Here is a 13,214-nt window from a genome sequence, read left to right as displayed (position 1 = left end):
GCCCCACCCACGAAGACACCAGCTCGCCCAGACCGCCTTGCTGGAACTGTTCCAGCAGTCCGGACAAGCCGCCTTGTTGTTGCAACAAGCTTTGCAGGGCTTCGCCGGCGCCGCCTTCCGCGCCGCCGGACAGCAAACCGCTCAAGGTATCGAATAAAGCCATGGTGCTCTCCTGTTTGCCGCGCACGGGGCGCGAATCTTGGTGAATGTCCCGTCGGCTCAAGCGGCCAGCAGGCCCGCCAGCCCGCGCATGGTCTGCCAGGGGTCGCCGACTTCCACGCCCTTGATCTGACGGTCTATGCGCGCGCATTCGTCCAGCGCGGTCATCAGCTTGCGCGGGCCGATGCGGCGCAAGGCCGGTTCGGCCAGACGCTGCTTGTCGCCCCACAAACGCAGTTCGCGCGCCATGTCGCGCGCGTTGCGCCCATCCTTCAGGCCCTGGCGCAGACGCAGCAACATGCGCACGTCTTCGGTCAGCGACCACAACACCAGCACCGGCGCCTCGCCTTCGGCCATCAGGCCGTCCAGCATGCGCAGCACCCGCGGCACATCGCCGGCCAGCCAGGATTCGGACAAACGGAACACGTCGAAGCGGGCCACATTAGCCACCGCGGCGCGCAATTGCTCCAGCGTCAATTCTCCGGCCGGGTACAGCAGAGCCAGCTTGTCCACTTCCTGGCGCGCGGCTAGCAAATTGCCTTCGACGCGATCAACAAAGAAAGCCAGCGCCTCGCCGCCCAGCACTTGGCCTTGAGCCTTGAGGCGGCGCGTGATCCAGCTTGGCAGCTCGGCGCGCCCCACCAATCGGGCCTCCACCGTCACCGCCAGCTTTTCCAGCGCCTGGAACCACTTGGACTGCTGCTGCGCGCGCTCCAGCTTGGGCAGGGTGATCAGGGTCACCGTGTCCTGCGGCGGCTGAGCCGCCAGCTGTTGCAGCGCCTCGGCGCCTTCGGTACCGGGCTTGCCGTTGGGAATGCGGACTTCCAGCAGCTTTTGCTCGGCGAACAGCGAAACGCTGCTCATCGCGTCGCGCAGCTGCGACCAGTCGAACCCCGCCTCCACTGTCAACACTTCGCGCTCCTGATAGCCTTGATCGCGCGCCGCTTGGCGCAGCGCGTCGGCGGCCTCCAAGGCCAGCAGCGCTTCCTCGCCATGGATCAGGTACAGCGGCGCCAGGCCCTTGCCCAGCGCCGCGATCAGCGCGTCAGGGCTTAGGCTGGGCATCGGCGGGCTTCAGGCTTTGCGGGCCGGTCAGCGGCGCGGCGGCCGGCTTTTTCAGGTAGGCCAGACGACGGACGATCTGCTCGGCCGCGTCGCGGCGGGCGTCGGCCCAGATCAGGGCTTCTTCCTGCTCCTTGCCGAGGATGGCACTATCCGAGTAGTTCATGCTGCGGCGCACGACCACGGTCATGTCCGGTTCCACCGGCACGCCGAACAGCACGGTGCGCACCACGGCGGTATAGGTCAGCTGGTACTCATTGATCTTGCCGCCCACGTTCAGGGTCAGGATGTCCTTGGACTGGTTTTCGCTGAGGATGGTCACCACCGCCTCGGCCTGCTTGGGATTGTCCAGCACTTGCAGGCGCGGGTCGCGCGCCAGCACGGTGCGCACATCGCCGGCCACCGCGGTGCCGCCGCCGTCGAAATACAGCGAGGCGAACGGCAGCGGCTTCATCGGGCCGCCCAGGCCGCGCAGGTGAAAGCCGCAGGCGCTCAGCGTGACGGCCAGCAGCGCCAGCCACAACCATTGCAGGGAAAGTCTCATTCACGATTCCTTATCGGGAAACAATGCTGGCCCGGTCCGGCGCGCAGGCCGCGCGCAGGACCGGAGCCACGTCGGTTTACACCACGATGTTGACCAGGCGGCCCGGCACCACGATGATTTTCTTGGCCGGCTTGCCTTCCATGAACTTCTGCACGTTTTCATGCGCCAGCGCCGCGGCTTCGATCACCTCCTTGGCCGCGTCCGCGGCCACGGTGACGCTGCCGCGCAGCTTGCCGCCCACCTGCACCATCAGTTCGATCTCGCTCTTGATCAGCGCGCTCTCGTCCACTTTCGGCCAGGCTTGTTGCAGCAATTCACTGCCCGGGCGCAAGGCGCTCCACAACGCGTCGCAGATATGCGGCACGATGGGGGACAGCAGCAGCACTACGGTTTCCAGCGTTTCCTGCGCCACCGCACGGCCGGCGTCGCCGGAGGTGTCGGTTTTGTCGTAGGTGTTCAGCAACTCCATCACCGCGGCGATGGCGGTGTTGAATTGCTGGCGGCGACCGTAGTCGTCGGCCACTTTCTGGATGGTGGCGTGCAACTTGAAGCGCAGATCCTTCAGGCCTGCGGACAGTTCGCCGCCGCTGTAGGCCGGCGCCAGGCCGGCGGCTACATGCTCGTTCGCCGCTTTCCACAAGCGCTTGAGGAAGCGGAACGCGCCTTCCACGCCGGCGTCCGACCATTCCAGGCTCTGCTCCGGCGGCGCGGCGAACATCATGAACAGGCGGGCGGTGTCCGCGCCGTAGTTTTCAATGAATTCCTGCGGGTCCACGCCGTTGTTCTTGGACTTGGACATTTTCTCGATGCCGCCCACCACCACCGGCAGGCCGTCGACGCGATGCTTGGCGGCCACGATCTTGCCCTTGGCGTCGCGCTCCAGCACCACGTCCTGCGGCGCGATCCAGTCGGTGGCGCCGTTGGGCAGTTCGCGATAGAAGGTTTCGCACACCACCATGCCCTGGGTCAGCAGGCTCTTGAACGGCTCGTCGCTGGACACCAGGCCCTCGTCGCGCATCAGCTTGTGGAAGAAGCGCGCGTACAGCAGGTGCAAGATGGCGTGTTCGATGCCGCCCACGTACTGGTCCACTTGCAGCCAGTAGTCGGCCGCCTTCTTGTCCACCATCGCGGTGTCGCACTTGGGCGAGGCGTAGCGCGCGTAGTACCAGCTGGACTCGACGAAGGTGTCCATGGTGTCGGTTTCGCGCTTGGCCGCGCCGCCGCATTTCGGGCAGCTGGTTTCGTAGAACTCCGGCATTTTGGCCAGCGGGGAGCCGGCGCCGTCCGGAATCACGTTTTCCGGCAGCGTCACCGGCAGGTCTTTTTCCGGCACCGGCACGTCGCCGCAGCTCTGGCAATGGATGATGGGAATCGGGCAGCCCCAGTAGCGCTGACGCGAAATGCCCCAGTCGCGCAGACGGTACTGGGTTTTCTTCTGGCCGGCGGCCTTGGCTTCCAGATCGCCGACGATGGCGTCGAAGGCCGCGGCGAAGTTCAGACCGTCGTATTTGCCGCTGCCCACGGTGCGGATGCTGTCGTCCTTGGCCGCGTACCAGTCCTGCCAAACGGCGGCGTCGAAGTTGTCGTCGCCGCTGGCCGGCGCGTAGACCTGCTGGATCGGCAGCTGGTATTTGTTGGCGAACTCGAAGTCGCGCTCGTCATGCGCCGGCACCGCCATCACCGCGCCTTCGCCGTAGCCCCACAGCACGTAGTTGGCGACCCATACCGGCAGCTTGGCGCCGGTCAGCGGGTGGACGACGAACAGACCGGTGTCCATGCCCTTCTTTTCCATCTTGGCCACGTCGGCCTCGGCCACGGAGCCGGCCTTGCATTCGGCGATGAAGGCTTGCAGCTCCGGCTTGCCCGCCACGGCCTGAGTGGCCAGCGGATGTTCTGCGGCCACGGCCACATAGGTGGCGCCCATCAGGGTATCCGGACGGGTGGTGTAGACCTTGAGTTGGCCTGCATGGCCGATGCTGGCTTCATCGTAGGCGAAGGCCACGTCGGAGCCGAAGCTCTTGCCTATCCAGTTGCGCTGCATGGTCTTGACCTGTTCCGGCCAGCCGTCCAGCTTGTCCAGATCCGCCAGCAGCTGCTCGGCGTAGTCGGTGATGCGGAAGTAGTACATCGGGATTTCGCGCTTTTCCACCAGCGCGCCAGAGCGCCAGCCGCGGCCGTCCACTACTTGTTCGTTGGCCAGCACGGTCTGGTCCACCGGGTCCCAGTTGACCACGCCGTTTTTCTTGTAGATCACGCCTTTTTCAAACAAACGCGTAAACAGCCACTGCTCCCAGCGATAGTAGTCCGGCTTGCAGGTGGCCAGCTCGCGCTCCCAGTCCAGCGCGAAGCCCAGGCTGTCCAGTTGCTGCTTCATATACTCGATGTTGGCGTAGGTCCAGGCAGCCGGCGCGCCGCCGTTTTTCATCGCGGCGTTCTCGGCCGGCAGGCCGAAGGCGTCCCAGCCCATCGGCTGCAGCACGTTGAAGCCTTGCAGGCGCTTGAAACGGGCCAGCACGTCGGTGATGGTGTAGTTGCGCACATGGCCCATGTGCAGCTTGCCGGACGGATACGGGAACATCGACAAGGCGTAGTACTTGGGACGCGACGCGTCTTCCACGGCTTTGAAGGCGGCAGTCTTCTGCCATTTCTGCTGGGCGGCGGCTTCAACCGCGCGCGGACTGTATTGTTCTTGCATGGCGATCTTTGTCTGGACTCTGAAATTCAAAAGGCGGAAATACAAAAGGCGGGCTGCCCGGAGGCGCTAGTGATGAGTCGCGCTCCGGATAGCCCGTCCGCAAAAAGGTTGCCCCCATTATAACGGCGTCTTCGCTCCCGCGATAAGACCCCAAAAAAACAAATGCTTGGCCGGCTACTCAGCCTAGCGCAATCACGGGCAGAGCTTCACGCCCCAACCTTTGCGGCCGCGCCAGCAGGAGAAGTCCTCCTTCACCGCGCGTATGGTCCAAACATTGTCCTCGCGGCTAAGCTGGAAGCGCTGGCGCGTGCCCTTGACGCTGTCGTCCATCAGGCCTTCGCGCAGCAAGGCGATGCTGGCTTTGTCGAACGCTTCCGGCTGGCTGATCTGTATCACTTTCAGGCTGCGGTATTCGAACTGACCGTCCTCGCCCAGGCGGTTCTTGGCAAAGCGCAGCACCACTTCCAGCGGCAGTTCGCCCGGCTGGCCGGCAAACGGCAAGCGCGCTTCGTCGCTGTAGGCGGAGGCGGCGGCGGCGGCGGGGATCGCGGCCAAGGCGGCCGCGGCGCAGAGCATTATCGCTTTCATGTCCATCCTTGTATCCGGTTGGAGTGGAAAGCTGGGTTCGACCCTCCCCACGGTTGATTAGTTGCCTAGGTTCAAACCCGGCCGGCTAGATGGGCGTCGCGGAAACGCTCTAGTTGCCGCAGCAGCGCGTCCAGAATGTCCGGCTCCCACAGAGAATGGCCGGCGGCTTCCACCAGTTCGTAGTGGGCTTGAGGCCAGGCCTGGACCAGCCGCAGCGCGGTGATCGGCGGGCAGACGACGTCGTAACGGCCTTGCACGATGGCGGCGGGGATATGGCGAATGCGCGCCAGCCCGGCCAGCAAGGCGCCCTCCGGCAGAAAGACGCGGTTGACGAAGTAATGGGCCTCCAGCCGCGCCAGCGACAAAGCCACGTATTCGCTGCCGGCGCGTTCGGCGGCGTCGGCGTTGGGGCGCAGCGCGACGCAAGCGCCCTCGTAACGCCCCCAGGCGCGACAAGCCGGCAGGTGCACTGCCGGGTCGGGATCGGTCAGGCGCCGGTAGTACGCGGCCAGCAAATCGCCGCGTTCGGCCTCCGGGATAGGCGCGACGAAACGCTGCCATTCTTCGGGAAAGAACTGGCCCATGCCGTGCAGGAACCAGTCGATCTCGCTGCGCTCGCCCAGGAAAATGCCGCGCAGGATCAGGCCGCTGACGCGTTCCGGATGCGCCTGGGCGTAAGCCAGCGCCAGCGTGCTGCCCCAGGAGCCTCCGAACACCAGCCAGCGTTCAATGCCCAGGTGCTCGCGCAGCCGTTCGATGTCCGCCACCAGATGGGCGGTGCTGTTGTCGCGCAGCTCGCCGCGCGGCGTCGAGCGGCCGCTGCCGCGCTGATCGAACAGCACCGCGCGGTAAAAGCCGGGGTCGAACAGCTGGCGGCAGGCCGGCACGCAGCCGTCGCCCGGCCCGCCGTGAAGATAGAGCGCCGGATAGCCCTGCGGCAAACCGCATTGCTCCCAGTACATCGCATGCAAGCCGTCCAGCGGCAACATGCCGCTGGCGAACGGTGCTATCGGCGGATACAACATGGCCTCTCCATCGGGGGAACAAGGGAAAACGCGCCGCGCTCAACCTCGCAGCAGGTTGTACAACATCTCGCTGGCCATCGCCGTCATCAAGGCGGCGAACACCTGCTTCAAGCGGGCCACCGGCAGCTTGTGCGCGGCGCGCGCGCCCAAGGGGGCCATCAACACCGTCATCAGCATCAGCGCCAGCATGGCCGGCAGGTAGACGAAGCCCAAGGCGCCGGCCGGCAAGCCGGCGACGCCCCAGCCGCTATAAAGGTAGCCGACGGCGCCGGATACGGCGATGGGCCAGCCCAGCGCCGCGCTGGTGGCGATGGCGGTGTGCACCGGCACATTGCACCAGCTCATGAAGGGCACGCTCATCGAGCCGCCACCTATGCCCACCCAGCTGGAGATCATGCCGATCAGCCCGCCGGCGCTCCATTGCCCAGCCTGACCAGGCATTCCGCGGCTGGCTTGCGGCTTGAGATTGAAGAACATCTGCACGGCGACCAGATAGGCATAGCCCACGAAGAACCATTTCAGCGCCAGCCCGGAGATCGCGCCGGCCACCAGGCTGCCCAGCAAGGTGCCAACCACCATCGCCGGCGCCATCGCTCTCACGATGCGCCAATCCACCGCGCCCTTCTTATGATGGGCGCGCACGCTGGACAGGCTGGTGAACACCATGACCGCCAGCGAGGTGCCCACCGCCAAATGTTGGGCATGGTCGCCGCCCAAATGCGCGGCGGACAAGACGCCCAAAACCACCGGCACGATGACCAGGCCGCCGCCGACCCCGAGCAATCCGGCCAGGAAGCCGGCCACCGCGCCGCAGGCCAGCAGCGCCAGAATCAGCGGAACGCTCAGCATGCCAGCAACTGTTCAGTGATGTAGCGCCATTCGTCCTCGCTCAGCGGGGTGATGGACAGCCGATTGCCGCGCTTGAGCACCGTCATTTCCGCTAGAGGCGGGTGTTGGCGCAGCTCCGCCGGCGACAGCAGCCGGGTCTTGCGCAGGAAGCGCACGTCCACCGCCAGCCAACGCGGCGCGTCGGGAGAAGACTTGGGGTCGTAGTAAGGGCTTTCCGGATCAAACTGACTGGAGTCCGGATGAGCGGCGGCGGCGATTTCCGCCAGGCCGGCCACCCCCGGCTCCGGGCAGGACGAATGCCAGAACAGCAGCCGGTCCCCCTCTTGCATGCCGTCGCGCATGAAATTGCGCGCCTGGTAATTGCGCACGCCGGTCCACTCGAACAAGCGTTCGGGCTCGGCGGCGAGATCGTCGATCGAAGTATCGTCCGGTTCGGACTTCATCAGCCAGTATCGCATGGGCAATGTCTGTTAATTAGTCAGGGAAAGGGTTAACGCTTGCTCAATCTTACTGGAAAGATTGCCGTTTATGCTGACATCGGCATCCCAAGGGGATATGGCGATAACTGAAGAAAAGGATGAAGGCGATGAATACCCGTGCCAAACAATGGATGAATACCCGTGCCAAACAATGTCTGCTGGGACTGGCGCTGGCCGCCGGCTTAAGCGCTTGCGTAGTGGAGCCGCCCAGGGTGGCGGTCAGGCCGGTGGTGGTCAGGCCGGCCCCGGTGGTGGTGACGCCGGTTTACGGCTATTACTACGGCGGCCGCCACGACTGGCGCTGATCGCTCAGTTTGCCCGCAGGTACAACCAGCCGCTCAGCGCGGCCAGATTCAAGGCCGCGCCGCACCAGAACAGCAGCCGGAACGGCTGCTTGACGGTCTTATGGCGGAACAGCCTGCGCGCCATCAGCCCCCCTGGCCAGCCGCACAACACGCCCAGCCACAGCAACCTGGCCTCAGGCGTACGCGGCCCGCCGCGCTCCGCCGCCCGCTTGTCCCGCCAGTACAGCACAAAACACAGCAGGCTCAGGCTCAGATACAGCCACGCCACCGCCCACTCCAAGCGCCCCAGCAGGGCCAAGGCCGGCAAAACGGCCAGGAAGACAACGGCTAGCGGCATAAGGGGCTCAAGGGCAGCCGGCGCAGGCCGGATTCGGTCAACAAATAATCGAGCCGGACGTCCCACGCTTCGCGCGGCACGCACTCGACGCGCTGGCAATCGTAGGCCACGCCCACCAGCAAGGGTTTGCCGAACTGACGCGCGCGTTGGCGGAAGGCCAGCGTGGTATCGTAAAAGCCTCCGCCCTGGCCCATGCGATAGCCGTCGTCGTCAATGGCCAGCAGCGGCACGAACAACACGTCCAGCCGTTCGGCGCGCAGCGCCGGGCCGTCGTATTCGGCGATTCGATAACGCGGATGCAGATACCAGCGGTCCGCCGCGCCCACGCGGCTGAACCATAGCCGGCGGCCGCGCCGCGGGATCTGTGGCAGATAGACTTCCGCGCCGCGCCACAGCGCTGCGCTCATCAGGACTTCCAGATTCAGCTCCGAGCCGGCGGCCAGATAAGCGCCCACGCGCTTGCCGCGCTTGAGCAGCCGCGAGGCGTGACGCGCGATCGCCCGCATCGCCTGCAAGCGATAGCTAGTGCTCAGCGCCTGACGCGCACGGCGAATCCGCCTGCGCAATGCGGGCTTGTCTAGGGAAACCGGATCGGAAACAAAGGAAAGTGAGGTCATGGCAGAGGGGGGAGCCCCCGCGAGTGTCGTTCGGGCAAAATTCGCTTGTACCCTGTTTCCAGGGAGGGCCGCCTGCCAGTCATTTCGGGCGCATCCTCAAGAGGACGCGGCACGCCCATGACTCACGCTGGCAGCCTGAAGCGAACGCATTGGTACAAAGGAATTGTGTGCCTTCACAAACACCGCAGGGGGTACTGACCTTGGTGTTCGCCAGCTGCTCTGCGTTTAAAACAGCGCTTGCTGGCTTTCGCGAAGCGCTTGGTCGGCGGCTTCGCTCATACTGCGTATTTTACGCTGAAACGCCGCCATCTCCAAGCCCTCTCCCACTTTTGTCTTCAACAAATCGTGGGCGATGTTCAGCGCGGCCATGATGGCGATCTTGTCGGCGTCCATTACCTTGCCGTGCTGCTGGATCATTTCGATCTTGCCGGCCAGCAAGCGCACCGCCTCTTGCAACGTTTCCTTTTCTTCCGCCGGGGTGCCGATGGTGAAGGAACGCCCCAGCAGTTCGATTTCAACCTGAGCCACGTCGCTCATTCTGCATCCTCCGACGCCTTGGGCAGGCGCTCGACCAGAGCCGCCACCCGCGCGCGGGTTTCGTTGACTTTGAAGTTCAGCTCCGCATTGTCGCGCAGCGCTTCGGACAGCGCTTCGGCAAAACGGCCGTTTTGTGTTTCAAGTTCGCGAATGCGCGCCACCAACGCCGTCACCCGCGACTCGAGATATTCCAGTTCCTTGTCCATGGCGGCGAGGATAGCCGGCGCTCACTTGGCCGTCAAACCCAGCCGCTGCCGCGCTGTGTCCAGCGCGAGACACAAGGCCTCCGCGCCATCCACCAGCCGCGGACCGGGCACGACCATGGCGTCGCCCGACAGGGCGAACAGCGCGTTTTTGGCCACCGCCGGCAGCGTTTGCCAACGACGCCACATCCGCAGGCTGGCTTCGTCTCCGGCCAGAATCGCCTGCGGACGCGCCGCCACCACAGTGGCGGCGGACACTTGCGGCGCCGGTTGCCGGACATCGCCAAACACATTGACGCCGCCGCACAGGCGAATCAACGGCCCCATGAAGCTTTGGTCGCTGACGGTGAAGATGGGCGTCTGGCTGACTTGGTAGAACACCCTCACCGGCGCGCGCGCGCCGTAACGCTGGCGTAGGTCCGCCAAGCGCTGGCGATAGCCTGCCGCCGCCTTGGCGGAGCTCCCATCCGCGCCGGCCAGCCGCCCCAGCGCCAGCATTTCCTTGGCCACGTCGTCCGGCTGCAAGGGGTGGCTCAGATAAACGGGAATGCCCAGGCCGCGCAAACGCTCCAGTTCACGCGGCGCGCCGCCGTCGCGCCAGGCCACCACCAGGTCCGGCCGCTGGCGCATGACTTCCTCCAGACTGAAGCCGGTGAAGCTGCCCACCTGCGGCAAGCGCTTGGCGGCGTCCGGGTGGTCGCTATACTCCACCGTGGCCACCAGCTTGTCGCCGGCGCCGATCGCGTACAACATTTCCGTGGCATGCGGCACCAGGGTCAAAATCCTTTGCGCCGGCTGAGCCAGCGTGATGGTCTGTCCGCTGCCGTCCTGAACGCTGACCGCCGCCGTCGCCGGCAGCGCGCTCAACAGCAGCGTCAAACCCAACAACCGTCTCATGCCTCGCCTTTCAACACCAGCGGCAAGCCGCAGGCCACCAATGTCACCCGCCGGCAAACCGCTGCCGCTTGCTGGTTCAAACGCCCCAACTCGTCTACGAAGCAACGAGTCTGGGCGCTGGCCGACACCACACCCCAGCCGATTTCATTGCTGACCAGCAGCACCTCGCCCCTCGCCTGTTCCAGCGCAGCCAGCAGCGCGGCGCGCTCCTGCTCGAAACCGGCTGCGTCGAAACCGCCGTCCTCGTCGAAAAAGCGCATCAACCACATGCCCAGGCAATCTATCAGCAGCAGACCGCCAGCCACGTCGTGACGCAGCAGCTCGGCGGCCAGCCCGCGGCCGGCATCCGCCTGCGACCACTCAGCCGGACGCCGCCGGCGATGGTGCTCGACACGGGCGGCGAACTCGGCGTCGCCGCCGCGCAGCTCCGCCGTGGCCAGATAACAGACCGGACCCGGATGGGCCAGGGCCAGGGATTCGGCGTAGCGGCTCTTGCCGCTGCGCGCGCCGCCGGTGATTAGGTGGGGCATGGGGATGATTCCTTACTGACTGAAACGAACCCCAAGGAAAACACCCAGCCCGCCGGTGTTGTACCCATAAGCGGTTTCATATTCACGATTGAACAGATTGTCCGCTCGAGCCGTGGCAGTCCAATTTTTGGCAAAACGATAATTGGCAAAAATATTGGTCACGCCGTAACCATGCAGCGCTTTGGCCTCCGAATTAGTCGCATCTCCTGCTCGACGCGACGCGACTTGCTGCTCCGCTCCCAGCGTCCATTTTTCCCACTGCTTGGCGGCGGAGACGCTGGCACTCTGGCGCGGCCGATTTGCCAACCAATTGCCTGTCTTATCGTCTCGCGCATCCATCAACGTCAAGTTACCTTGCCAATCGATACTGAGCCATTGGGCCGCCGCCTCCAATGACAGCCCCCGGATCGTTGCGCGATCCACATTACTCGGGCGCCATGAATTGAAATCCGTGGGGTCGGTTTGCGCCCACTGAATCAACTGCTCCACTTTGTTCTGAAATAAGGTCAAGCTAGCCGAACGGCCATCTTTTCGGTATTGCAGGGCCAATTCTGTATTCTTTGAACTCTCCGGCTTTAGATTGGGGTTGCCACTGCCCGGATAGTACAGATCGTTAAAGGACGGTGCTTTATACCCTGTGCCATAACCTACACGCGCCAACCAAGCATCAGCGAAACGATAGCCGTAACCGGCTTTTCCAGTTGTCTTCCCTCCAAATTGATCATCATGATCGTTTCGAAGGCTGGCTTGGAGAAGATGTTTGCCCAACTCCAACTGGTAGCTCACGAATCCGGCATTGGTGGTGCGGGTGTTTTTGGTATAGATACCATCGCTAGCGATTTTCTGGTCCAAATGGGACGTGCCCAGAATAAAAACGCCAATCTTGGTATTCAGATCATTCTGCCACTGCCATTCGTTCTGCGTAGTCTGGAAAAAGCTGGCGCGGCGATCGAAATCATCGTTATGGAACTCCTCGGACTTGTCTTGACTGCGAGCAAAACGCAAAGTGCTTGTCCAGACGTCATTGAAACGATTTTTTGATTCAACGCTCTGTCCGGTCAGGCGCGACTTGGAGCGATCTTGCCCCTTCCACGCATTGGTATAGTCAATGTCAGTCTCAGCGAAGGTCTGGAATAGACGCACGGTCAAGTCATGGCCAGGCAACAAGGTCTGCGTCAAGCTAGCGGCGTAACTATCATTGCGATACCCGTCGTTGTCCGGGTTGTAGTAACCCGTATTGCGTGGATTGGTCGCCGAAAAACCATCAGATTGAGCATGCGACAACTGCAGGCTATAAGCGGTATTTCCCGACTTCCCCGCTACACCGGCGCTTAGCTTGCCAGTACCTCGACTGCCAAACTCCGCCCCTGCGTTCCAGCGCGGCTCACCCTCGCCTTTCCGAGTGAAAATCTGAATCACCCCGCCGATTGCATCGGCACCGTATAAGCTGGACGCGGGTCCCCGCAGAATTTCAATTCGCTCGATCTGCGTTAAGGGAATATTCTGGATCATCGTAGTGCCAAGCGTTGCGGAGTAAATCCGCACACCGTCCACCAGCACCACCGTATGACTATCCTTGTTGCCGCGGATATAGATGCTGCTGGCGCTGCCAGGGCCCCCGTTGCTGGCAATCGAGATAGCCGCCTGGCGCGACAGCACTTGTTGCAGAGTTTGCGCTCCGCTTTCTTCGATTTCCTCGCGCGTGACCACGGTCGCATCGGCCAGTGTACGCGACAGCGGTTGCGCAACTCGGCTCGCCGTCACCACCACCGGATCGCCGGCAAACTCGGGCACATTGGCGGCGTAGGCCTGGCCGGCGCAAGCTAGCGAGACCAGCAACGCGCATTGTTGGGGCTTGAACATGAAACACACTCCACTTTTATGATCTGGCCGCCGTGGCGGCATTGTTAGGGAGAGTGCGAAGAAGGCATGAAAAGGGGGACGCCACGGCAGAGCGCCGGGCCGTCTGTCGGATCGCCTCCCCGCGATACTCCAGTGCGGTCGCCTTCCGGGCGGCCATTGCGCGCGCGAGTGTTGTTTCCATGATCGCGCATGCCAGCAGGCCGGTCTCCGGGCTGGGCCTTGGGGCGATGCGCCTTCCCATCCCATGGACAGTGGCAGTTGCATCGCCTGGGCGTTTAGCCTCAAAAGCTCGCGAGTCAAACGCGACGCTGTTGAACAGCTCCTACACGCCAGGCCTTACCGTTGCGGGGGCAGCGCCGGTTTCTCACCGGCTTCCCGTTTCATCCGCGCCATTGAGACGCGGACACCTGCTAGGCTCTGGATTATACCGGAGAGCATCCCGACGGGATGGTGCCAAAAGAAATATGTTTAGTTAGGATCAAATTGTCCATCGACTGCGGGTTGCCCCCGTGCAGGGCTATCGC

16 protein-coding genes, 1 other RNA gene and 1 riboswitch are annotated in these 13,214 nt (G+C 63.7%); of the genes, 1 reads left to right on the top strand and 16 read right to left on the bottom strand.

Features of this window, described 5'->3' with window-relative positions; genetic code table 11:
• From HA052_RS28285 to HA052_RS23925, 8 genes are all read right to left on the bottom strand, one after another.
• Nucleotides 1-163: YidB family protein (locus HA052_RS28285; protein WP_369598572.1), on the bottom strand; the 163-nt coding region annotated here is incomplete at its 3' end.
• 56 nt (nt 164-219) lie between these two features.
• Nucleotides 220-1,224, bottom strand: coding sequence for a DNA polymerase III subunit delta (gene holA / locus HA052_RS23955; RefSeq protein WP_166453930.1), 1,005 nt, complete (start codon nt 1,222-1,224; stop codon nt 220-222).
• On the bottom strand, nt 1,205-1,603 hold the full coding sequence (locus HA052_RS23950) for an LPS-assembly lipoprotein LptE (protein ID WP_439823247.1): 399 nt from the start codon (nt 1,601-1,603) through the stop codon (nt 1,205-1,207). The genes holA and HA052_RS23950 overlap by 20 nt, the downstream gene beginning before the upstream one ends.
• 238 nt (nt 1,604-1,841) lie before the next feature.
• On the bottom strand, nt 1,842-4,460 hold the full coding sequence (leuS, locus tag HA052_RS23945; protein WP_166453929.1) for a leucine--tRNA ligase: 2,619 nt from the start codon (nt 4,458-4,460) through the stop codon (nt 1,842-1,844).
• 192 nt (nt 4,461-4,652) lie between these two features.
• Nucleotides 4,653-5,048, bottom strand: a complete 396-nt coding sequence (locus HA052_RS23940; protein WP_166453928.1) for a hypothetical protein — start codon at nt 5,046-5,048, stop codon at nt 4,653-4,655.
• A 71-nt stretch (nt 5,049-5,119) separates the two neighbouring features.
• Nucleotides 5,120-6,073 carry a prolyl aminopeptidase gene (gene pip / locus HA052_RS23935; protein WP_166453927.1) on the bottom strand — a complete coding sequence of 318 codons (954 nt, stop codon included), beginning with the start codon at nt 6,071-6,073 and terminating at the stop codon, nt 5,120-5,122.
• 39 nt (nt 6,074-6,112) lie between these two features.
• Nucleotides 6,113-6,922 (bottom strand): sulfite exporter TauE/SafE family protein, encoded by an 810-nt coding sequence (locus HA052_RS23930; protein WP_166453926.1) that lies wholly within the window; start codon nt 6,920-6,922, stop codon nt 6,113-6,115.
• Nucleotides 6,916-7,380 (bottom strand): EVE domain-containing protein, encoded by a 465-nt coding sequence (locus HA052_RS23925; protein WP_081549618.1) that lies wholly within the window; start codon nt 7,378-7,380, stop codon nt 6,916-6,918. The genes HA052_RS23930 and HA052_RS23925 overlap by 7 nt, the downstream gene beginning before the upstream one ends.
• A gap of 128 nt (nt 7,381-7,508) precedes the next feature.
• Between HA052_RS23925 and HA052_RS23920 the strand changes: the two genes are divergently transcribed.
• Entirely contained in the window at nt 7,509-7,706 is a 198-nt protein-coding gene (locus HA052_RS23920; RefSeq protein WP_166453911.1) for a hypothetical protein, read from the top strand.
• A gap of 4 nt (nt 7,707-7,710) precedes the next feature.
• Here HA052_RS23920 and HA052_RS23915 read toward each other — a convergent pair whose 3' ends face one another.
• The 8 genes from HA052_RS23915 to HA052_RS23880 form a co-directional block, all read right to left on the bottom strand.
• Nucleotides 7,711-8,043, bottom strand: a complete 333-nt coding sequence (locus HA052_RS23915; protein WP_166453925.1) for a DUF1294 domain-containing protein — start codon at nt 8,041-8,043, stop codon at nt 7,711-7,713.
• Entirely contained in the window at nt 8,034-8,660 is a 627-nt protein-coding gene (locus HA052_RS23910; protein WP_166453924.1) for a 5-formyltetrahydrofolate cyclo-ligase, read from the bottom strand. Before HA052_RS23910 ends, HA052_RS23915 begins: the two co-directional genes overlap by 10 nt.
• A 10-nt stretch (nt 8,661-8,670) precedes the next feature.
• A non-coding RNA gene (gene ssrS / locus HA052_RS23905) (6S RNA) lies at nt 8,671-8,854 on the bottom strand.
• A 31-nt stretch (nt 8,855-8,885) separates the two neighbouring features.
• Nucleotides 8,886-9,197, bottom strand: a complete 312-nt coding sequence (locus tag HA052_RS23900; RefSeq protein ID WP_019101793.1) for a cell division protein ZapA — start codon at nt 9,195-9,197, stop codon at nt 8,886-8,888.
• Nucleotides 9,194-9,403 (bottom strand): hypothetical protein, encoded by a 210-nt coding sequence (locus HA052_RS23895; RefSeq protein ID WP_019101794.1) that lies wholly within the window; start codon nt 9,401-9,403, stop codon nt 9,194-9,196. The genes HA052_RS23900 and HA052_RS23895 overlap by 4 nt, the downstream gene beginning before the upstream one ends.
• Before the next feature lie 21 nt (nt 9,404-9,424).
• On the bottom strand, nt 9,425-10,297 hold the full coding sequence (locus HA052_RS23890; RefSeq protein ID WP_166453923.1) for a cobalamin-binding protein: 873 nt from the start codon (nt 10,295-10,297) through the stop codon (nt 9,425-9,427).
• Complete coding sequence (cobU, locus tag HA052_RS23885) at nt 10,294-10,827, bottom strand: bifunctional adenosylcobinamide kinase/adenosylcobinamide-phosphate guanylyltransferase (protein ID WP_166453922.1); 534 nt, start codon at nt 10,825-10,827, stop codon at nt 10,294-10,296. Before cobU ends, HA052_RS23890 begins: the two co-directional genes overlap by 4 nt.
• 12 nt (nt 10,828-10,839) lie before the next feature.
• Nucleotides 10,840-12,690 carry a TonB-dependent receptor domain-containing protein gene (locus HA052_RS23880; RefSeq protein WP_166453921.1) on the bottom strand — a complete coding sequence of 617 codons (1,851 nt, stop codon included), beginning with the start codon at nt 12,688-12,690 and terminating at the stop codon, nt 10,840-10,842.
• Nucleotides 12,691-12,871: 181 nt separating this feature from the next.
• Nucleotides 12,872-13,116, bottom strand: a riboswitch (cobalamin riboswitch).
• Nucleotides 13,117-13,214 lie beyond the last annotated feature (98 nt).

The organism is Chromobacterium fluminis (assembly GCF_011602385.1).
In the GTDB taxonomy this organism is placed as follows: domain Bacteria; phylum Pseudomonadota; class Gammaproteobacteria; order Burkholderiales; family Chromobacteriaceae; genus Chromobacterium; species Chromobacterium fluminis.
Note: the sequence above shows the minus strand (reverse complement) of the source record. Positions and strands in the feature narration are given on the sequence as shown.